Source organism: Aeromonas sp. A35_P, assembly GCF_002259925.1.
Lineage (GTDB): Bacteria > Pseudomonadota > Gammaproteobacteria > Enterobacterales > Aeromonadaceae > Aeromonas > Aeromonas dhakensis.
In genome coordinates this window covers 1-19,415 of record NZ_NEVB01000250.1, presented here as the reverse complement: position 1 = coordinate 19,415, position 19,415 = coordinate 1, and the positions used below count along the sequence as shown (strand labels likewise).

16 protein-coding genes and 1 pseudogene are annotated in these 19,415 nt (G+C 62.9%); 4 read left to right on the top strand and 13 right to left on the bottom strand.

Annotated features, from left to right (window positions below; translation table 11 throughout):
* The first annotated feature begins 253 nt into the window (after nt 1–253).
* Both CAK78_RS20805 and pgl read left to right on the top strand, forming a co-directional pair.
* A complete protein-coding gene (locus CAK78_RS20805; protein ID WP_094698555.1) occupies nt 254–1,087 on the top strand; it encodes a hypothetical protein in 834 nt (277 codons plus the stop codon).
* Nucleotides 1,088–1,152: 65 nt separating this feature from the next.
* A complete protein-coding gene (gene pgl, locus CAK78_RS20800) occupies nt 1,153–2,163 on the top strand; it encodes a 6-phosphogluconolactonase (RefSeq protein WP_094698554.1) in 1,011 nt (336 codons plus the stop codon).
* A gap of 119 nt (nt 2,164–2,282) precedes the next feature.
* Here the strand turns inward: pgl and CAK78_RS20795 are convergent, their stop codons facing one another.
* The 3 genes from CAK78_RS20795 to CAK78_RS20785 all read right to left on the bottom strand — a co-directional run bounded on the left by CAK78_RS20795 (nt 2,283) and on the right by CAK78_RS20785 (nt 6,324).
* The gene (locus CAK78_RS20795; protein ID WP_176452877.1) at nt 2,283–3,809 is read right to left on the bottom strand and encodes a methyl-accepting chemotaxis protein; all 1,527 of its coding nucleotides are present in this window, start codon (nt 3,807–3,809) and stop codon (nt 2,283–2,285) included.
* 39 nt (nt 3,810–3,848) lie between these two features.
* Complete coding sequence (locus tag CAK78_RS20790; RefSeq protein ID WP_094698552.1) at nt 3,849–4,580, bottom strand: substrate-binding periplasmic protein; 732 nt, start codon at nt 4,578–4,580, stop codon at nt 3,849–3,851.
* Nucleotides 4,581–5,085: 505 nt separating this feature from the next.
* A complete protein-coding gene (locus CAK78_RS20785; protein ID WP_176452876.1) occupies nt 5,086–6,324 on the bottom strand; it encodes a uracil-xanthine permease family protein in 1,239 nt (412 codons plus the stop codon).
* Nucleotides 6,325–6,629: 305 nt separating this feature from the next.
* Between CAK78_RS20785 and CAK78_RS20780 the strand changes: the two genes are divergently transcribed.
* On the top strand, nt 6,630–7,913 hold the full coding sequence (locus CAK78_RS20780; RefSeq protein ID WP_094698550.1) for a hypothetical protein: 1,284 nt from the start codon (nt 6,630–6,632) through the stop codon (nt 7,911–7,913).
* On the top strand, nt 7,910–8,251 hold the full coding sequence (locus tag CAK78_RS20775; RefSeq protein ID WP_094698549.1) for an RT0821/Lpp0805 family surface protein: 342 nt from the start codon (nt 7,910–7,912) through the stop codon (nt 8,249–8,251). The genes CAK78_RS20780 and CAK78_RS20775 overlap by 4 nt, the downstream gene beginning before the upstream one ends.
* Before the next feature lie 78 nt (nt 8,252–8,329).
* Here CAK78_RS20775 and CAK78_RS20770 read toward each other — a convergent pair whose 3' ends face one another.
* The 10 genes and pseudogenes from CAK78_RS20770 to CAK78_RS20725 form a co-directional block, all read right to left on the bottom strand.
* Nucleotides 8,330–10,045, bottom strand: coding sequence for an NAD-dependent malic enzyme (locus CAK78_RS20770; RefSeq protein WP_094698548.1), 1,716 nt, complete (start codon nt 10,043–10,045; stop codon nt 8,330–8,332).
* Nucleotides 10,046–10,304: 259 nt separating this feature from the next.
* Entirely contained in the window at nt 10,305–11,276 is a 972-nt protein-coding gene (locus CAK78_RS20765; RefSeq protein ID WP_005303183.1) for a formate dehydrogenase subunit gamma, read from the bottom strand.
* Nucleotides 11,273–11,932: a formate dehydrogenase FDH3 subunit beta gene (fdh3B, locus tag CAK78_RS20760; RefSeq protein ID WP_005303185.1), complete on the bottom strand. Its 660-nt coding sequence runs from the start codon at nt 11,930–11,932 to the stop codon at nt 11,273–11,275. Before fdh3B ends, CAK78_RS20765 begins: the two co-directional genes overlap by 4 nt.
* 4 nt (nt 11,933–11,936) lie before the next feature.
* Nucleotides 11,937–14,825 (bottom strand): formate dehydrogenase subunit alpha, encoded by a 2,889-nt coding sequence (locus tag CAK78_RS20755; RefSeq protein WP_094698547.1) that lies wholly within the window; start codon nt 14,823–14,825, stop codon nt 11,937–11,939.
* 23 nt (nt 14,826–14,848) lie between these two features.
* Nucleotides 14,849–15,052 (bottom strand): transcriptional initiation protein Tat, encoded by a 204-nt coding sequence (locus CAK78_RS20750; RefSeq protein ID WP_094698546.1) that lies wholly within the window; start codon nt 15,050–15,052, stop codon nt 14,849–14,851.
* A gap of 69 nt (nt 15,053–15,121) precedes the next feature.
* Entirely contained in the window at nt 15,122–15,742 is a 621-nt protein-coding gene (locus CAK78_RS20745) for a TorD/DmsD family molecular chaperone (protein WP_010633293.1), read from the bottom strand.
* A 10-nt stretch (nt 15,743–15,752) separates the two neighbouring features.
* Complete coding sequence (locus tag CAK78_RS20740; RefSeq protein ID WP_094698545.1) at nt 15,753–17,495, bottom strand: 4Fe-4S dicluster domain-containing protein; 1,743 nt, start codon at nt 17,493–17,495, stop codon at nt 15,753–15,755.
* 104 nt (nt 17,496–17,599) lie between these two features.
* Nucleotides 17,600–18,202: a DUF3306 domain-containing protein gene (locus CAK78_RS20735; RefSeq protein ID WP_094698544.1), complete on the bottom strand. Its 603-nt coding sequence runs from the start codon at nt 18,200–18,202 to the stop codon at nt 17,600–17,602.
* Nucleotides 18,195–18,774, bottom strand: a pseudogene (locus tag CAK78_RS20730) (DUF3305 domain-containing protein). The gene CAK78_RS20735 and the pseudogene CAK78_RS20730 overlap by 8 nt, the downstream one beginning before the upstream one ends.
* A 299-nt stretch (nt 18,775–19,073) precedes the next feature.
* Nucleotides 19,074–19,415 (bottom strand): transposase (locus tag CAK78_RS20725; protein ID WP_141214109.1); only part of this gene is annotated, 342 nt, incomplete at its 5' end.

Sequence of the window (19,415 nt, the reverse complement as noted above, 5' to 3'; positions counted from 1 at the left end):
ACTCCGCCCAGCCTCCCGCCCTGCCGGGCCCCCAGCCCGGTTAAGACAGCCCCTCATCTCACTCGAAGGCCCCGCAAGGGGCCTTTTTTGTGTCGGTGGCCCACCGCATACGCTGGTTTTGTGACGGGCCGGCCAGAATGGAGCACGGTTTGTCGCTAGCCTGAAGCGCTTGCCTCCCCGGATGAGGAGCCTGCCAATCCCGGCCGGCCGCGATACACTGAGGAGCCGATCCCCACATTTGCCAAGGTGCGCCATGAGTTCCCAACCCTCTCTGCTCTCTTTTCTCGGCTCTCCCCTGCTCGGGGTGGCCGCCACCTATGTCGACCCCGCCGGCAAGGAGACCGGCGTCTACATCTGCGGGGTCGAGATCCAGCCAGACGACGAGCTGCTGCTGACCTTCCCCAAGGGGCACCAGCTGGCGGTGGGGGAGAAGATCACCCTGCATCTGGACAACCGCACCGGGGTCGACGAGTACGACGCCTCCTTGAGCGTCTATCGCGTCTCCTACAAGGGGGTGATCGCCCGCACCGCTCCGGACAGGGTGCAGGTCACCCCGCTGCAGTTCGAGCTCTGGTACGGCAACCGGGTGGTCTACGGCTTCGCCCAGCCTAGCTATCAACATCCGGCCGATGAACGCCCCGCCCGCGAGCTGCCCGTCACCCCGCTCACCGGCCTGCCGGTGCCTGACTTGCGTGAGGCTGAGAACAAGATCGGGGTGCTGGTGACCCGGGCCCAGTCCCAGCCCCACACCACGGTACTGGCGTTTCTCTCCTCCGATGAGGACGACATCTTCTTCATCACCTTCCCCGAGACCTTCAAGTCGCAGCTGCTCAAGCGCGACGGCCGCTGCCACTTCGCCATCGACTCGCGGGCAGTGTTCACCTACACCCGCGCCATCGAGTGGAACTACACCATCATCGCCGCCGATGCCTACCAGATCCCGCAGGGTCACCCGCTGTTCGAACCTATCCGCGCCGCCTTCGTGCAGAAGAACCCGTGGGAAGTGGGCTTTTTCAGCCACCCGCAGGTGGAGCTCTACCACCTCAAGGCCCGCCAGGTGGTCTGCCCGGGCCGGGCAAAAGAGTAGCGCCAGCCGGGCGCGAAAGAGGATAAGATGGCCTGCGGTTGCCCATGACAAGGAGTGAGAAACAGATGCAGCAGGTCGTTTATGTGGCGAGCCCCGCCAGCCAGCAGATCCACGTGTTTGCCCTGGCCGATACTGGGGAGCTCACGCCATTGCAGGTGGTCGACACCCCGGGCCAGGTTCAGCCGCTGGCGATCAGCCCGAACGGGCGCTGGCTCCATGCCGCCGTGCGCCCCGATTTCGCCCTGATAAGCTATCGCATCGAGGCCGATGGCCGGCTGGAAACGCAGGGGTCGGCGCCGCTGGCGGGCAGCGCCTCCCACACCGCCATCTCGGCCGATGGCCGCTTCCTGCTGGCGGCCTCCTATGCCTTCAATCAGGTTACCGTCTCCGCCATCTGCGCCGACGGCCTGGCAGAGCCGCCCCACCAGCAGCTCGACGGCTTGCAGGCCGCCCATTCGGTCACCCTGCTGCATGCAGATGAGCGGGGTGAGCAGGAGGTGCTGGTCGCCTGCCTCAAGGAGGATTGCATCCGCCGCTTTCTGCTCTGCAAAGAGGGTCGGCTGCGCCCCCATCCGCTGGGGGACCTGACGACCGCCAGCGGTGCCGGGCCGCGCCATCTGGCGCTGCACCCGAGCAATGGCGACCTCTATTGCCTCAACGAGCTCGACTGCACCATCAACCGCTACCGACCCACCGCCGACGGCGGGATCCAGCTCTGCCAGAGCCTCTCCATGTTGCCAGCCGGTTATCAGGGGGAGCGCTGGGGGGCGGATCTGCACGTGACACCCGACGGGCGTTTTCTCTACAGCAGCGAGCGGGCCAGCAGCCTGTTGACCCAGTTCGCCATCGCGCCGGATGGCGAGCTCGGCGTAGTCGGCCACTTCCCGACCGAGACCATGCCCCGCGGCTTTGCCATCGACCAGAGCGGTCGCTGGCTGCTGGCAGCCGGGCAGGCCTCCCACCAGCTGGCGGTGCACCGCATCGACCCGCTCAGCGGCGCCCTGACCCTGCTGACTCGCTATCACGTGGGGGACGGGGCCATGTGGGTGCTCGTACTGACGCGCCATCAGGCATGATCAACAGACAGCAAAAAGCCATGGCAATGCCATGGCTTGCAAACCAGCGCACAGGGTTACGTTGCGAAGATCTTTGCCAGAAAACCGACCAGGCGTCGCCAGATCGCTGAGCCCGGCGTTCACACCCTGAACTGTTTGAGCAGGCTGTCCAACTGAGCCGACAGCTGGCGCAAATCACTACTGGCATCGGCTACCTGCCCCACCCGCGCCGCACTGTCGTTGTTGAGCCCGGCGATGCGATTGACGCTGTTGCTGACCTCTTCCGCCACCGAGTGCTGCTCTTCCGAGGCCTGGGCGATATACATGTTCATTTCACGGATTAGGCCTACCTGGGTCTTTATCTTCTCTACCGAGAGCTGCACGTCGGCGGCTTGCGCCCCCGCCTGAGGGGCCTTGTCCTGACTTTGCTGCATGCCTGACACCAGATTGTGGGTCGCCTGCTGCAAGCGCGCGATACTGGCACTGATCTCCTCGGTCGACTGGCGTGTACGGCCGGACAGCGTTCTCACCTCATCGGCCACCACGGCAAACCCACGCCCCTGATCCCCGGCTCTTGCCGCCTCTATGGCGGCATTGAGGGCCAGCAGGTTGGTCTGTTCGGCAATACCGTTGATCACTTCGATGATGTTGCCGATGCTGCTGCTCTCGCTCGACAACGAGCGGATCAGGTTGGCGACCCGCTCCACCTCGCCGACCAGCTGGTGAATGGCTTCATTGGCCTGACCGGCCAGCTTGTAACCCTGCTCCACATAGAGGCTGGCTTCATCGGTCGCACCGGATGTCTTGACCGCATTGCCCGCCACTTCCTGTACCGCATGACTCATCTGGGTGATGGCGGTCGCGACCTGATCCAGCTCTGACTGCTGTTCGGCGCTGCCATGCCGGGTATCGGTCGCCAGCGAATCGCACAGCTCCGCCGTCTGCAAGACACCTGCCGACAGGGTGTTTATCTCCGACACTGTCCCTTGCAGCTTGGCAATGAATTGATTGATGTTGCCAGCCAGCGCCCCCATCTCGTCATGCCGGCGGATCTTGAGGCGCTGGGTCAGATCCCCATCTCCCTGGGCCAGGTCGAAGACTGCGGAGTTCATCTGCCGCAAGGGGCGCAGCACATTGCGATGGATCAAGACCATCAGCAACAGGATGATACCGACGTCCAGCACCACTATCTGCCAGACGGTGGTGATGAGCAGATGGCGCAATTGGATCAAAATGGCCCGATCACTGCTGACCACCAGCAGATTGGCCACCGTCTTGAGCTGGCCGTTGTCGTCGTAGACCAGCTCATGGCTGGCGTGGCTGCCCAGATCGGCGGGCAACTTGGCCACTACCTGAATCTCACCGGCATCATCACGGACAAACCCCGCAACCAGCTTGTCCTTGTTGACCACCAGCAGGCTGCTAAGCGCATCGGTGGCCAGCTCGGATTTTAGGGATGCCTCGACAAAAGCCGATTCGTAATTCCACAGCGGACCAGGCAAGGAGAGCTGCAACCGGCTGATGGCCTGCTCCACCATCTCGGCCTGTCTGCGATAGCTCTCCTCCCTGGCGGCGTTGTAGTTATATCCACCAAACAACACCAGCAGCAGACTCACCGACAGGGAGGTCAGCACGGCAATCCTGAACGTCAGACTATTCCAACCCATGGTTCCCTCCCGATATCGGCAACGACGTCTTGTTACAACTTAATGGTACTTGGCATTGATCTTGTCGATGGTGCCATCCGCCTTCATGGCGGCCAGGATCTCGTTGAGCTTGTTGATGAGCTCATCCGGGGTCTCCTTGTTGAAAGCCAGGCTCATCTGGGTTTCCTTGAACACAAACACCGGCTTGGGACTGGACGTCTTCTCCTGGGCGGCCAGATAGGGGGCCAGGTACTCCCCGGTCGCCCAGAGATCGATGCGACCAGCCTCCAGCTTCTTCACGTTGGCGGTATCGTTGGCCGCCAGCTGCAGCTTGCCAAACCCTTGCGCCTTGAGGTATTCGGCAGCGGCATCACCGTTGTAGCCCCCAACCGAATACTGCTTCGCATCTTCCAAGGAGTTGACCGTGATGGTGGAAGACGGATTGGCAAAGAAAACCCAGTTGTTGTTGACCAGCGGCCCGACCCACTTGAAGAGGGTTTCCCGCTCCGGCGTGCGCGTGGTGGAGTACAGGGCGGTATTGGGCGTGCCGAGGGTATCTTCGTAGGCACGCTTCCAGGGCATCATGCTCAGCTTGTATTCGACCCCGGCCCGCTTGAACAACTCCTCCACCACCTCTGTGGAGAGGCCGACTATCTTGCCCCCCTCCCCCTGCATGTTGAACGGCGGATAATCCTCGGTCATCACGTTCAAGGGTGCCGCCTGTACGGCACCCAGCGCCAGCACCGAAGAGACCGAGAACAGGGCGCTTTTCCACAACAGTTGATATTTCATTGCAACCTCACTTTGCTCACAGCTCGTCCCTCAATGTCCGCATCGGTCGATAGACGGACCCTTATGACCCTTATCGGATCGTACCGGCTTGCACGGTTTGCCGCGCCTTCGTCATGTCGGCGGCAAGCAGATGGGGTGGTTTCGCAGGGTGTGACGGCAAGAGCAGCATCATAAGGAGAGAGGAAGATGCATCCCATGATGGGGGGCGTAAACGCCTCTTTTTTCATACTGATCCGCGCAGCACAGAGTCAAACCTGACTTTTAGCAAAGGTCAGGAACAGGGATACGTCAAATGGTGATCCGACCGGGCAGGCTTCAATCAACCCCTATTTTGAGGCTTGCGGATCCCCTCGGACGACAACGTCTGCCGGCGAGCAAGTTATTGACTTGATGCGTATTAACGTTTCCCCTTCCACCAGCCCAACGAGGTGCCAGATGGCGGAAAAGAGAGAGGCCACCCTGAGGTGGCCTCTGCAAGACAGTGATGTGCCCGCCGTCCGTTCACTCAATCCTTGGCGCTCTCCATGGCACCCTCTTCGGAGTGCTGGGGCAGGATGAGGTTGAGCAGGATGGCGGCCACCGAGGCCAGACCCACGCCGGCCAGGGCGAAATCACCGATCTTCATCTCCAGTGCGCCGACACCCACGGTCAGGGTCACGGCCACGATGGCGATGTTGCGCGACAGCCCCAGATCCACCTTGGACTCCACCAGGGTCTTGAGACCGATGGCGGCGATGGATCCGAACAGCAGCAGCATGATGCCGCCCATCACCGGCATCGGGATGGAGGTGAGCAGGGCGTTGAACTTGCCGAAGAAAGCCAGAATGATGGCGAACACCGCGGCCCAGGTCATGGTGACCGGGTTGAAGTTGCGGGTGATCATCACGGCGCCGGTCACTTCGGCGTAGGTGGTGACGGGAGGGCCACCGATGAAACCGGCGAAGCAGACGCCGATGCCGTCACCGGCCAGGGTACGGTGCAGACCCGGATCCTTGGTGTAATCCTTGCCGGTCACGCCACCGATGGCCAGCACGCCACCGATGTGCTCGATACAGGGGGCAATGGCTACCGGCAGCATGAACAGCGCCGCAGCCCAGTTGATCTCGGGAGTCACGAAGTGAGGCAGCGCCAGCCAGGGGGCGTTCACCATCCCATCGAAACTCACCTGACCCATCAACACGGCAGAGACATAGCCCGCAATCACGCCACACAGGATGGGGATGAGCTTGATCCAGCCCTTGCAGAACACCGCCGCAATCAGGGTGACCGCCAGCGAGATGCCGGCCAGGGTCAGCGCCGTCGAGGCAGGCATCACCTGCTCACCGCCGGCGCGCCCCATGGCCATGTTGCAGGCCACCTGGGCCACCGACAGGCCGATCACCATGATCACCGGGCCGATCACCACAGGCGGCAACAGCTTGTGCACGAAGCCCATGCCGCGGGCGCGAATGAGCGCGGCCAGGATGAAGTACATGAAACCGGCGGCAAACAGACCGAACATGGTGGAGGGCAGGCCCCAGGTCTGAGTGGCGTAAATGATGGGGGCGATGAAGGCAAAGCTGGAACCGAGGAAAATCGGGACCTGGCGGCGGGTACAGAGCTGGAACAGCAGGGTACCTACACCGGCCCCAAGCAGGGCCATGGAGGGGTTCAGTCCGGTGAGCAGGGGCACCAGCACCATGGCGCCGAAGGCGACAAACAGGATTTGCAGCCCGGCGACGCTTTGCTTGGCTAAGGAAAACATGGATGTCCTTAATTTTTTGATAACTGAAAGGGATATTTGACACTTTTCAGTTATCACAAGACTTTTTCAAGGCATTGAATGAGCCATTTGGCGTCATTTGTTGCCTCTTACTGCTTGGGGAGGGCATGAAACTGGCTTTTTAGGCGGGATTCGTTGCTACAAGCATCGAGGAAGCGATTTTACGCACTTTTATGGCCGCCGCCAATCGTTTTTCCATGCTGTTTTGTTTGTCAATGGCTCCCCTGCCCCTCCATCAGCCCGCCCTATACTTGATGACGTGAACCCAGCCGGACAAGGAGTCCCCCATGTCACAGCCTACTTTCAAACCCAGCCAGCGCCGACTGCTGGTGGGTTCAGCCATCGCCCTGGCCCTGTTTGCCACCCCGCTGAGCTATGACTTCAGCCACCATCAGTGGCAGGTGAATCAGGCCTATGCCAAGTCCTGCTTCGTGACCGGTACCCGCATCCTGATGGCCGACGGGGAGGAACGCCCCATCGAGGCCCTGCAGGTCGGTGAGCGGGTGCGGGATCAATATGGCCGCAACAACCGCATCCTGGCGGTCGAACGGGTACTGCTGGGAGAGCGCCGGCTCTACGGGATCAACCGGCTGGCTCCCTTCTTCACCGCCGAACACCCCTTCCTGACCACCCGCGGCTGGGCGGCCATTGCACCGGCCATGACCCGCACCGAAAACCCGACCCTCGCCGTGCTGCCACTCTTTACCGGCATGCACCTGCTGGGCTGGTCTGAGCACGGCTGCGCAGGCAACCTGGCGCTGGCCCCGCAGCCCGCCCTGCTGCTGGTGGAGTCCCTCTGCTGGCTTGATGCCCCGCCCACCACGGCACTGTTCAACCTGATCCTCGATGGCAGCCACAGCTATATCGCCAATGGGCTGATCGTTCACAACAAGGATGGCGACGGCAATGGCGGAGGGGGTGGCAGCAGTGGTGGTGGAAGCAGCAGTAGTGGCGGCGGCAGCAGTGGTGGAAGCAGCAGCAGTGGTGGCGGCAGCAGCAGTAGTGGTGGCGGCAGTGATAGCGGCGGCGGCAGCAGCAGTGGCGGTGGTGGCAGTGACAGCGACGGCGGCAGCAACAGTGGTGGCGGCAGTGATAGCGACGGCGGCAGCAACAGTGGCGGTGGTGGCAGTGACAGCGACGGCGGCAGCAACAGTGGTGGCGGCAGCCATGGCAGTGACGACAACGGCGGTGGGGAACACGCCGGCGGCGAGCAACATGCCGGAGGGGACCGCCATGCCGGTGGCGAACAGCATGGCGGCGGGGAGCGTCACGGTGGCGGACGAGGCTTGGGCAATGGCCTCGATGACAACGGCATGGATGCCGTCGATGCCAACGGTAACGAGATCCGGGGCGACGGCACGGTCGACGACAACGGCATGGATGCCGTCGATGCCAATGGCAACGAGATCCGGGGGGGCGGTACGGTCGATGACAACGGCGTGGACGCCGTCGATGCCAACGGCAACCAGATCCGGGGAGACGGCACGGTCGATGATCGCAACCAGACCCTGACCGATGCACAGGAGCAAGCCCTGATCCAGCAAGGGTTCAACAGCAAGGAGCAACCATGATCCGTTATCTGCTGATCTGCCTGGCGCTGTGGTTGTCCGCCTGTGCCACCCAGCCAGCCGCCCCGCTCTACCACCAGATGGACAAGCAGGACGTGGCGTTGGCCAACCAGGCGCTGGCCGAGGCGCTGCAAACCCGTCCCAAGGGTCAGAGCCTCACCTGGTTCAACCCTGCCAGCCGCCACTCGGGCAGCGTCACGCCGCTGCGCACCTTTCGCCATCCCAACGGCCTCTGGTGCCGTGACTATCGCGAGCAGCTCTATATAGGTCAGACCAGCCAGCAGTGGCAGGACACCGCCTGCCGCAGCAAGGCGGGGCACTGGCTGCCGCTGCGCGGCTGACAATGTAGCTGGCCGCTCAGGTGGCAAAACAAGAGGGGTGGCCATGGCCACCCCTCTTCTATTGCAAGCTTGCGTCCGTCATACCCGGCGATAGGGCAGATAGACCGGCTCCCACATGTGGTTGAGGATGTGCTGCTGCAGATCCTGGCCGATCAGCGGGTGGGAGGGATCCCGCCGCACTATGTCCTTGAGCACCGCCGTCGCCACGTGCACCGAGATGCTGCGCAGCTCGCGAATGCGCGGATAGACGGCCCCCTTCGCCAGGTCCACCTCGCTCACGCACTCTGCCAGCGCAAAGGCCGCGGTGGTGAAGATGTCCGGCGTGATCTCGCGGATCTGGCTGACGATGGCCGCCAGGCCCACCCCAGGGAAGATGAAGACGTTGTTGCCCTGGCCAACCCGAAACTCCTGCCCCTCGTAGTGCACATCCTTGAACGGGCTGCCGGTGGCGACGATGGCCTTGCCCTGGCTCCAGCGATAGATGTCCTCCGGCAGCGCCTCGCAGTTGGCGGTCGGGTTGGAGAGCGGGAACACCATGGGGCGCTCGCAGTGGTTGAGCATCAGCTGGATATGCTGCTCCTTGAAGGCACCACCGGCGCCGCTGGTGCCCAGCAGTACCGTGATGGGCACATGGCGCAGCACGTCGGTCAGGTTGGCCTTGCCGGGCACTTCGGTATCCCAACCCGACAGCAACAAGCCCGGCTTGGCATAGCGACGCTTGTACTCGTCCAGCCCCTCGCGGTTGTCGCACACCAGCCCCTGGGTATCCAGGATGTAGATGCGATCGCGGGCCGCCTGGGGATCCAGCCCTTCGCGGATCATGCCCGCGCAGATCTGATCCGCCACCCCGACCCCGCCGGCACCGGCGCCATAGACCAGGTAGTTCTGCTGGCCCAGGGTCTCGCCCTTGACCTTGACCGCCCCTATGATGCCCGCCAGCACCACGGCTCCGGTCCCCTGGATGTCGTCGTTGAACGATGGCAGGGACTGCTGATAGCGGGCCAGGTTGTTGAAAGCGTTGGACTTGCTGAAGTCCTCCCACTGCAACACGGCGTTGGGGAAGTGACGCTTGACCCCGGCCACGAACTTGTCGATGAAGTCGTCGTACTCCTTGCCGCGAATGCGCTTGTGGGGCTGGCCCAGATACATGGGGTCATCCAGCAGAGCCTGGTTGTCGGTGCCCACATCCAGCGCGATGGGCAGGCAACAGGCGGGATGGATGCCGGCACCCAGGGTATAGAGGGAGAGCTTGCCGATGGGGATGCCCATGCCGCCCACCCCCTGGTCACCGATCCCCAGGATCCCCTGGCTGTCGGTCACGACTATGATACGCACCGACTTGGCATCGAGATGACGGGCTAGGGAGCCCATGTCCTCGACGTTGTTCGGAGTGATGTAGAGGCCGCGCGGCTTCTGGAAGCGGTGGCTGAACTCCTGGCACGCCTTGCCCACGGTCGGGGTATAGATGTAGGGGGTCATCTCCTCCACGTGGCGCGCCAGCAGGGCGTAGAACAGGGTCTCGTTGCGATCCTGCAGGGCCCGCAGGTTCTGGTACTTCTCGATGTCGCTGCAGGCGCTCAAAAAGCCCTGATAAACCCGCTCCAGCTGGGCTTCAAACGTTTGAACCTGGGGAGGCAACAGGCCGTCGAGCTCGAAGTCGGCGCGCTCCTGTTCGGTGAAGGCGGTACCCTTGTTGAGGTTGCGATCGTTGAGCAGATCGGTGCCAGTCAGTGCAACGGGGCGAAAATCTTGTCCCTGTGCATCTTTCCACAGCAGATATTGTCCGGTAGCCATAGTCATTCTCTTTGATTTACGTGAAATTGCCGTTCGGCAGGAGAGCAAGACTCATAATGAAATCAATCATATGACGTTTGGTCGTTTCATTTTGTGAGCTTGGGCATACCCTGCGGCCAAAAACCGTGGCAGGACGGGATACGGCCTCATTCAGATCATGCCCATCGGCCATGCTGCCACTGCAGCGGCGCTGAGCAGCAGGCATAACAAAGGGGCGCCGCAGCGCCCCTTCTCTTTCATCTTGATATCTCGGTCAATCTCAGCCGGACTTGCCCGTTTTAGGCTCGTCGAGCTGGTGCTTCACCTCTTCATACCAGAGGTCGTGGTGCTCCCTGGCCCAGGTCTCGTCCACCTCGCCGGTCACCATCCCCTCCAGCGCCCCTTCCAGCTGGAACAGGCCCATGTAGATATGGAAGATGAAGCCGCAGATAAGGATCAAGGCGCCTACGATATGGATGAAGCTGGCCCACTCCATCTGGCGGCGCAGCTGGCCGAAGATGGGGAAGTCCAGAAACAGCCCGGTCGCCACCACGATGCCGCCAAACCAGATGAGCAGCCAGAAGATCGCCTTCTCGCCGCCGTTGGAGAAGCCCGCCGAGGGGTGACTCCCCTTGTGGGGTCCCAGCATGCCGCCCGCCTTCATAAACCACTGCACGTCCACCATGTTGACGATGTTGTGGCGGAACCACTTGATGAGCACCCCGAGCAGGCAGAGGAAAAAGAGCGGCCCCACGTAGTTGTGGAACACCTTGGCGAACCAGATCCAGTTCTCCCACACCCCCATGCTCACCACCGGCTTGATGAAGTGCTTGCCGTAGATGATGGCCAGCCCAGACCCGGACAGGGTCAGGAACATGCCCGCCGTGGTCCAGTGCAGCGCCCGATCGAGCCGGCTCCAGCGCTTGAGCTTGCGCCCGGTACGCGGTTTGGAGAGTTTGGTCGGCCCCACCACCCAGTACATCAGGCCGCACATGGCCAAGGAGCCGAAGATGGCGATGGCACCGAGCGGCGACACCCACTTGGTCTTCACCTCGAACCAGAGCTGGCCCGGCACCGAGATCAGCACCCCGTGCTCCGGCGAGCGGGAGGTGGTCACCCCCTCCTGCCCATCCTTCACCGCCCGCCAGTAGTCGGCGCCGGCAAAGCCGATCGTCTCCTTCTGGGCATCGGCAAAGCCAGGTGCACTGAACAGCAGCAAGGCTGTCAGCAGCCCTGTCAGCCAGTGTCTCATTGGCCACCCTCCTGCTTGCCAGGCTTGAGCCCCTTGCCTCTGCCATCGCGGGGTTGGCTGGCGTCGTGGAACAGATCCTGCTCATCCCCGCCCCAGCCCGCGTGAGGGGCGCCGCGATAGGCGACCCGCTCGCGGAAGATGTCGGAGATCACCTGCGCATCCCCCGCCAGCAGCGCCTTGGTGGAGCAGAGCTCGGCACACATGGGCAGCTTGCCCTCGGCGATGCGGTTGGCACCGTACTTCTGGCGCTCCGCCTCGCTGTGATCCTCTTCCGGGCCACCGGCGCAGAAGGTGCACTTGTCCATCTTGCCCCGATCGCCAAAGGCGGCGGTCTTCGGGAACTGGGGCGCCCCGAACGGGCAGGCAAACAGGCAGTAGCCGCAACCGATGCAGAGATCCTTGTTGTGCAGCACTATGCCGTCGTCGGTGTGATAGAAGCAGTCGGCCGGGCAGACCGCCATGCAGGGAGCGTCGGTGCAGTGCATGCAGGCGACCGAGATGGAGGTCTCCCCCGGCAGACCGTCGTTGAGGGTCACCACCCGGCGGCGCTGGATGCCCCACTCGAGGGCATCGTCGTTCTCGTTCTTGCACGCCGTCACACAGCCGTTGCACTCGATGCAGCGCTTGGTGTCACACATGAATTTCATTCTGGCCATGAGATCAGGCTCCTACTTGGCGAAAACGGCACAGGGTGACCTTGGTCTCCTGCATCTGGGTAACCGGGTCATAGCCATAGGTGGTGACTATGTTGACCGACTCCCCCAGCACATAGGGGTCTGACCCTTCCGGATATTTGGCGCGCAGATCCTGGCCCTCGAAGTGGCCGCCGAAGTGGAACGGCATAAAGGCGAGCCCGGGTTTGACCCGCGGGGTCACCAGCGCCTTCACTTTCACTCTGCCCCCTTCTGGCCCCTCCACCCACACATCCTGGCCGTCGCGCACGCCGACGTCGTTGGCATCCGCCGGGTTCATCTCGACGAACATCTCCTGCTGCAGTTCGGCCAGCCAGGGGTTGGAGCGGGTCTCGTCGCCGCCCCCCTCGTATTCCACCAGACGGCCGGAGGTGAGGATGATCGGGAACTCCTTGCTGACGTCCTTCTCCTGCACCGAGGCGTACTGGGTCGGCAGGCGCCACAGGCTCTTGGCATCGGGCCAGGTGGCGTAGTCGGCCAGCAGATCCCGGCGCGGGGTGTAGAGCGGTTCGCGGTGCTTGGGCACCTGATCCGGGAAGGTCCACACCACGCAGCGCGCCTTGGCGTTGCCGTAGGGCACGAAGCCGTGTTTGATGGTCACCCGCTGAATGCCGCCGGAGAGATCGGTCTTCCAGTTGCGCCCCTCGGCCTCTTTCTTCTCGGCCTCGGTCAGCTCATCCCACCAGCCAAGCTGTTTCAGCAGGTCTGCAGTGATCTCGGGATAGCCATCCTCCACCTCGCTCCCCTTCGGCCAGGAGTCTTCGGCCAGCAGCGAGACGCCCTGATACTCGATGCCGAAGCGGGCGCGGAAACCGCCGCCCCCTTGCGAGACCGGAATGCTGGTGTCGTAGAGGATGTGGCTGCCGGGGTGTTTCATCTCAGGGGTACCCCAGCAGGGCCAGGGCAGACCATACACTTCGCCGCTGACCGGGCCGCCTTCGGCCTTGAGGTTGGTCTTGTGGAAGGTGTGCCAGTTCTGCTGGTGCGCCTTGAGCCGCTCCGGGCTCTGGCCGGTGTAGCCCACGCTCCACATGCCGCGGTTGTATTCGCGGGTGATGTCTTCCAAGAGTGGCTCGTTGTTCTCCACCTTGATGTGCTTGAACAGCTCATCGGCAAAGCCGAGCTTCTTGCTCAAGAGATACATGATCTCGTGGTCCACCTTGGATTCGAACAGGGGCTCGACCACCTTGTCGCGCCACTGCATGGAGCGGTTGGTGGCGGTGACGGAACCATAGGTCTCGAACTGGGTGGTAGCCGGCAGCAGGTAGACGCCATCGGTACGATCGTTCATGACGGCGGCGACCGTGGGGTACGGGTCGACAATCACCATCATGTCGAGCTTTTGCATCGCCTTCTTCATCTCCGGGCCGCGGGTCTGGGAGTTGACCGCATGGCCCCAGTAGAACATGGCGCGGATGTTGGCACCCTGCTCGATGAGATCGGCGTTCTCCAGCACCCCGTCCACCCAGCGGGAGACCGGAATGCCGTTGTTGTTCATCGGCAGCTTGCCGTTGTAGGCCTTGTTGTCAAAACGGGCCTTGATCCACTCGTAATCGACGTCCCACACCCGAGCCCAGTGCTTCCAGGAGCCCTCTTCCAGCCCGTAGTAGCCGGGCAGTGAGTCGGAGGTGACGCCAAAGTCGGTGGCACCCTGCACGTTGTCGTGACCACGGAAGATGTTGGTGCCCGCCCCGCTCTTGCCCACGTTGCCAAGGGCCAGTTCGAGGATGCAGTAAGCGCGGGTGTTGTTGTTGCCGGTGGTGTGCTGGGTGCCGCCCATGCACCAGACCACGCAGCCGGGGCGGTTGTCGGAAAGCAGCTTGGCGGCGCCATACACCTCTTTTTCATTGAGGCCGGTCACCCGCTCTACTTCGGCCGGAGTCCAGCGCGCCACCTCTTTTTGTACCTCGTCCATGCCAAAGACGCGGGTGCGGATGAACTCCTTGTCTTCCCAGCCGTTCTTGAAGATGTGCCAGAGCATGCCCCAGATAAAGGCGACGTCGGTGCCCGGACGCAATGAGAGGTACATGTCCGCCTTGGCGGCGGTGCGGGTGCGGCGCGGGTCGACCACCAGGATCTTGCAGCCGTTGCGCTCTTTGGCCAGCAGGATGTGCTGCATGGCGACCGGGTGGGCCTCCGCCGGGTTGGAGCCGATAAACATGATCGACTTGCTGTTGTGCATGTCATTCAGGCTGTTGGTCATGGCGCCATAGCCCCAGGTGTTGGCGACCCCGGCGACCGTGGTGGAGTGGCAGATGCGCGCCTGGTGATCCACGTTGTTGGTGCCCCACAGGGACGCCATCTTGCGAAACAGGTAGGCCTGCTCGTTGGAGTGCTTGGCAGAGCCGAGCCAGTAGACGCTGTCTGGGCCGGACTCCTTGCGAAGGCGCAGCACTTCGTTGCCCACCTCTTCGATGGCCTGATCCCAGCTGATGCGCTGCCACTTGCCGCCCACCAGCTTCATCGGGTACTTGAGGCGACGCTCGCCGTGGCCGTGCTCGCGCAGGGCCGCCCCCTTGGCGCAGTGACCGCCAAGGTTGAAAGGGTGATCGAAGGCCGGTTCCTGACCGGTCCAGATGCCGTTTTGCACCTCGGCATAGACGCCGCAGCCCACCGAGCAGTGGGAGCAGATGGTGCGCTTCACCTCGACCGGCACGTCGGCCGCCACGCTCTTGGCCTCGGCCCGCTGCATCATGGCCGGTGCCAGCCAGCCGGCCGCCACGGCGCCGCCAGCCACCAGACCGGAATTGACCATAAAGGCGCGACGGGTCAGCCCCTGACCGCGAGCGTTTGCATTACTCTGCAAGTGGCCCTGCTCGCCCGCCTGGGGCTGCTCGGCACGTTTCGTCAGTTTCATGAGTTCTCCTTTACTGATCCGGCTCAGTCGGTGCCGCGCAGGGTGCGATAAAAGTCGTGAACATGGGGGGTCTCCCGATAGCCCTTGTCAGGCTCGGTGTCGTGGGTCAGCACCTCCTTGCCCACCACCCTGCCAGTGGCACCGGCCAGCACGCCTATGGTGGCAACCCCCCCCACCCCCTTGATCAGATTGCGGCGGGACGGGTCTTTCAGCTGTTCATCGCTCATCTTTCTGTGACCTCTGTTGTTATGGTCGGCTGCGGTGAGCCGGTTTTGCTATGAGTGGGCGGCGCAGCGTCATGGCTGCGTCACCACCGGGCTGCCAAAGGGCAGGCGCAGTTCCTGTTCCAGTTTGAAAAAGTCTTCGGCAAGGGCCCCGACCGCCCGGTAGAAGCTGCCCCCTTTCGCCTGTTGCTGATCGCGGCAGCAGGCGAGTACCCAGGGGGCAAGGTGGCGTTCATAGAAGCGGTTGCGATCCGGGTGCTGCTCGGCAATCAATACCGCCATCACCTCGCAGAGGGCGGCCAGGTGATCTTCCGGCTCGCACACCCCGCTCTGGCGCTCGAAGCCGAGGGACTGGAGGTCTGCACGCAGCACCGCCAGCGGCAGCTCCATCAATGAGCCGGTGAGATACCAGGAGGCAAACGGCACGATCTCCCCGCGCCCCAGCCCGATAAAGAGATCCTGATACTCCTCGGCAAGCTCGTGCTCGTGATGGCTGCTGGCCGCCAGCTGCACCAGCCCCAGCCCTCTGGCAAAGGGGCCCGGCATGGCCTGCAACCCTTGCAGCCAGGCGAGCTGTTCGCCACGGGGGGCGGCGCGCCAGAGGCTCGCCAGCAGGGCGTAGAGATCGGCGCTGCTCTGTTCCAGTTCGGTCATGGTCAGTTCGCCAGCCTTTTCGTTATGTTGTTCGCTCATCACTGACCCCTCACACCTTGAGCTGGGAGACGGGATCCGCCGCCAGCGCCGCAAACACATCCTTGACCCGGCACTCCTCGCACATCAGCAGCCGCTGGGCGGCCTCGTTCTGAAAGTGGGAGTGACCAGCCAGTTTTTGCTGGATGCGGCGGATAAGGGAGGCCGGCGCGAACGGCTTGGCGCAGCGAATGCAGCAGGCAGCTTCTTCGGCTTTGAGGCTCTGCACGGCGCGGCGCGCCTCGGGCACCGGCTGCAGGCGGGGCATCAGTACGATGGCCTGCTCGGGGCACGCCTTTTCGCACATGCCGCACTGGATGCAATCCTGCTCGATAAAGTTGAGGCCGGGCGTGTGCCCCACCGCATGCAGGGCGCGGCTCGGGCAGACCGCCACACAGCCCATGCAGAGGGTGCAGTCAGCCTCTTTCAATTCCACGCTGCCGTAAGGGGCGCCGTGGGGTACCGCCAGCGGCTCGCGGCTCCCCTCGTTGGCCTGCCAGAGGGCATCGAAGGCGGCAAACAGGTTCTCCCGCTTGTCCCCTTTGAGCGGCTTCTCCAGCAGGGCAAGGGCCGGCTGGCCGGAAATCGGCTTATCTAGTTCGATATCCGGGTTAAACAGGGCGATGCGATCGGCAGCAAGACCGGCGCCCGCCAGCAGCACGGCGGCGCTCGCCAGTTCCCGCTCAACCAATGCCCGCACGCTTTCAGGGGCATCATTGCCCAGCGCGATGCGCACCTCACTGGCGCCATAGGCAAGGGCGGCCATCCAGCTCTCGATGCCTAAACTCGCGCTCTCCTCCACCCAGATCGGCAGCCAGTTGGCGGGCAAGCGGGTGAGTTCCGTTTCCACCCATTCGCGCTCGTTTTCACCGGCGATCAGCAGCTGGGGCTCGTCGCCCCCCGCCTCCCGGTAGTGCTTGAGCAATCGGAACAGGTAGTCGCCGCTGGTATTGGCGTCGGGCTGGTGATAGCCGATGGCCCCGGTCGGACAGGCAGAGGCACAGCTGCCGAAGCCCTGACAGAGATGGGGATCGATCTGGATGCGACCATTGATGGGCTTGAGGGCATCGGTCGGGCAGACATCGAGACAGCGGCTGCAACCGGGCACGCCGCGGGCGGTAAAGGCACAGGCCTCGGGGTCGAGGCGAAAGTAGCGCGGCTTGTCGAAGATACCGGTGAGGGCACAGAGCTCAGCAAGCCGCTCGGCCAGGTCAGTATCATCGGAGAAAGACAGATAACCCACCGGCGGGCGCTCCAGCGCAAACAGCGGGACGCGGCCCAGATCGGCCACCAGATCGAAGCGCGGTACGCGTGGCTGTTCACTAGCAGCAGCCGCTTGTTGTGGAAAACAGAGCGCAGCCAGAGAAATACGCTCACCCTGACCATTGAGGCCGGTGAGCTGGAACTGGCCGAGATACCCTGTCAGGCTCGGCTCGCGCAGGGTCAGGGCATCCAGGGCGGCGGTAGCCTCGAAGATGGCCTCGAGATCCGCCGCCTCGGCATCGTGGACCGACTCGGTCACCAGCAGGGTGGGCGTCACCCCGGCTGGCAGCAGGCTGGCGGCGCGGCGAATGCGGTCTTCCGGGCCGACCAGCAGCAGGCGCCCCTGACTCTGATAAGAGACGGTGGCCGGGATCAGGTTGTCGGTCTTGACCGTATGCTGCAGGGCATGGACGCGGGCACGTTCGTTGCGCGCGGCCACGCCATCGGCGGTCAGTGTTGCGACGGATGTTGTTATGGGTTGTTCGATGCTCACATGCACTCCTGTGCGCGCCACCTCGTGGGATGGCGTGCTTGTTGGTCAGCTGGGAGAGCAAGAGCCGAGCCAACTCCCCCAGGAAAAAAGTGACTGGCAGGGAGTCAGGATCCCAAATGCTCCATTCCCCCACCCTTGGTTGGGACATTTTGTCCATCATGATCAACCAAAATGTCCCGATCGTCGGTGTGGGTTTGAGAATGGTTATCAGCCAACCCTTGCGGCTCGCTGGTTATGGCCGTGGCGGCCACCGTCGCCGGTTCGGGTACGGCAGCGGTTGAGTGTGGGGCTTCTCCATCGGGCGTGCTCACCTGCTCCACCAGCCAGTTGCGCAGCCCGGCGCTCAGGGCCGCGGGCAGCAATTCGGGCTGACTGAAATCCTGGGTGTAGTCGTCGAGCCCATCCGGCTTGTGGCTGCGAAACATGGCACGCAGCGCCTCCTTGTCGGGGAGTTTGGCCTTGCCCGGCTGGGCCGTTTTCAGCTGCGGTTCGCCACTCCCAGCCCCCTCAACGGCAAGAGGTTCACAGCTCCCCTTGTCAGTGCTGACTACGGTGCTATCCAGCGCAGTATCAGGAGTTTCACCTTCGCCACTGCCTTCGATAGGGGTAGCAAGCGCCTCGGGGGTGGCCTCTTCCCTTGGCTGCAATGCCTGATGCTTGCGCGCCTCACTCTTGCGAGACGACCAGCGCTTGAGGAACTCACTCATGGGCGCTGTTTCCGGCCTTGTTTACGGCACAGGTTCCGGCATCGCTGCCACGCTCGCGACCATCGGGGCCGGTGGCCTTGACGGCGCCGCAGCTGGCTTGATCCTGGCTGTCGACCCCCAGCTGATCCTGCGCCCGTCCCTTGCCCTTCTTGCCCTTGCGACGGGCCTCCAGCAGCTCGCCGTGACGACCGATAAAGGCCTCCACCCAGGCTTGCAGCGCTTCGGGCAGCGGGCAGGAGAGCACCTGCCGCTCGCCATCCATATAGGCGGCGGCCACGGTCTGGCTCAGGGTGAGGCCATCGGCCACAAAGCCATTGTTCACACGGGTTCCAGTCACAAACAGGCAGGGCGAGCCGGAGCTCAGGTTGAAGCGATAATCCCCCCGCTCATCGCGAAACAGGGTAAGGGGCAAGGCGCCGGCAGCCTCGGGCTCGGCGGGGTGGAGCGCCGCAATCTCGAAACGGCGGCTCTGCCAGCGGCCAACCTGGCTGTCGATGGCCTTTAACTCCAGTTGCAGCCAGCGCTGCGGGGAGAGAGTATTGGTTGTGTCTTGCACTTGTCGCGGCTCCCATCAGAAGGTCTCTGCCGGGCCGCCCTCCCCCTTGCTTAGCCCTCAAGGCAGAAAATTCAGGGCGGCCACGGCCATCAATGGGAGAAGACTTAGCAAGAGTGGGGCCAAGGCAGATTTGGTGGTTGATGGGGGCTTTGATGCGGGTTGGCGCGTTGTGCGGGATATGGGTTGGCGCTGAGCGTAGGTTGGTGCAAAGCGCAGAGAAGCCCAACATGCCGGGTAATACCAATCCGCCAGCGCCTAATCAAGGGGATGACAATAATCGAATAATGCTGAATTATCCGATTATTGCTTTCCTGATTACCCATGACCCTCAGCCAGCTTCAAGAGCCGATATGGCATCGGAGGGCTTGCCACGACTGCATGCCCCAATTCAACCAACATGCTTTTGAGGTCAAAACGATGATTAAACCGGAAGCAGTATTCAGCAAGATGTCTCGGTAAATGCTTCGCTCCGAGCGTATGGCAACTGCCCCGCAGCGAGTTCTTCACATTCCCTATCATCGTGTTTACCCAGTTGAATGCCGGATGATCCAGCAAGTCAAGGTTGCCCCCGGTGACAACACCCAGGTGCTCACAATTGGCCTCCTTCACCGCCCTGAAACAGGCCAATCCATCGGATATCACCGCGCTACCACTGGC

What these genes read in the sequence shown, in the direction of transcription:
- CAK78_RS20805 (WP_094698555.1), top strand. Translation starts at nt 254, where the DNA reads ATGAGTTCCCAACCCTCTCTGCTCTCTTTTCTCGGCTCTCCCCTGCTC.
- pgl (WP_094698554.1), top strand. Translation starts at nt 1,153, where the DNA reads ATGCAGCAGGTCGTTTATGTGGCGAGCCCCGCCAGCCAGCAGATCCAC.
- CAK78_RS20795 (WP_176452877.1), bottom strand. Translation starts at nt 3,809, where the DNA reads ATGGGTTGGAATAGTCTGACGTTCAGGATTGCCGTGCTGACCTCCCTG.
- CAK78_RS20790 (WP_094698552.1), bottom strand. Translation starts at nt 4,580, where the DNA reads ATGAAATATCAACTGTTGTGGAAAAGCGCCCTGTTCTCGGTCTCTTCG.
- CAK78_RS20785 (WP_176452876.1), bottom strand. Translation starts at nt 6,324, where the DNA reads ATGTTTTCCTTAGCCAAGCAAAGCGTCGCCGGGCTGCAAATCCTGTTT.
- CAK78_RS20780 (WP_094698550.1), top strand. Translation starts at nt 6,630, where the DNA reads ATGTCACAGCCTACTTTCAAACCCAGCCAGCGCCGACTGCTGGTGGGT.
- CAK78_RS20775 (WP_094698549.1), top strand. Translation starts at nt 7,910, where the DNA reads ATGATCCGTTATCTGCTGATCTGCCTGGCGCTGTGGTTGTCCGCCTGT.
- CAK78_RS20770 (WP_094698548.1), bottom strand. Translation starts at nt 10,045, where the DNA reads ATGGCTACCGGACAATATCTGCTGTGGAAAGATGCACAGGGACAAGAT.
- CAK78_RS20765 (WP_005303183.1), bottom strand. Translation starts at nt 11,276, where the DNA reads ATGAGACACTGGCTGACAGGGCTGCTGACAGCCTTGCTGCTGTTCAGT.
- fdh3B (WP_005303185.1), bottom strand. Translation starts at nt 11,932, where the DNA reads ATGGCCAGAATGAAATTCATGTGTGACACCAAGCGCTGCATCGAGTGC.
- CAK78_RS20755 (WP_094698547.1), bottom strand. Translation starts at nt 14,825, where the DNA reads ATGAAACTGACGAAACGTGCCGAGCAGCCCCAGGCGGGCGAGCAGGGC.
- CAK78_RS20750 (WP_094698546.1), bottom strand. Translation starts at nt 15,052, where the DNA reads ATGAGCGATGAACAGCTGAAAGACCCGTCCCGCCGCAATCTGATCAAG.
- CAK78_RS20745 (WP_010633293.1), bottom strand. Translation starts at nt 15,742, where the DNA reads ATGAGCGAACAACATAACGAAAAGGCTGGCGAACTGACCATGACCGAA.
- CAK78_RS20735 (WP_094698544.1), bottom strand. Translation starts at nt 18,202, where the DNA reads ATGAGTGAGTTCCTCAAGCGCTGGTCGTCTCGCAAGAGTGAGGCGCGC.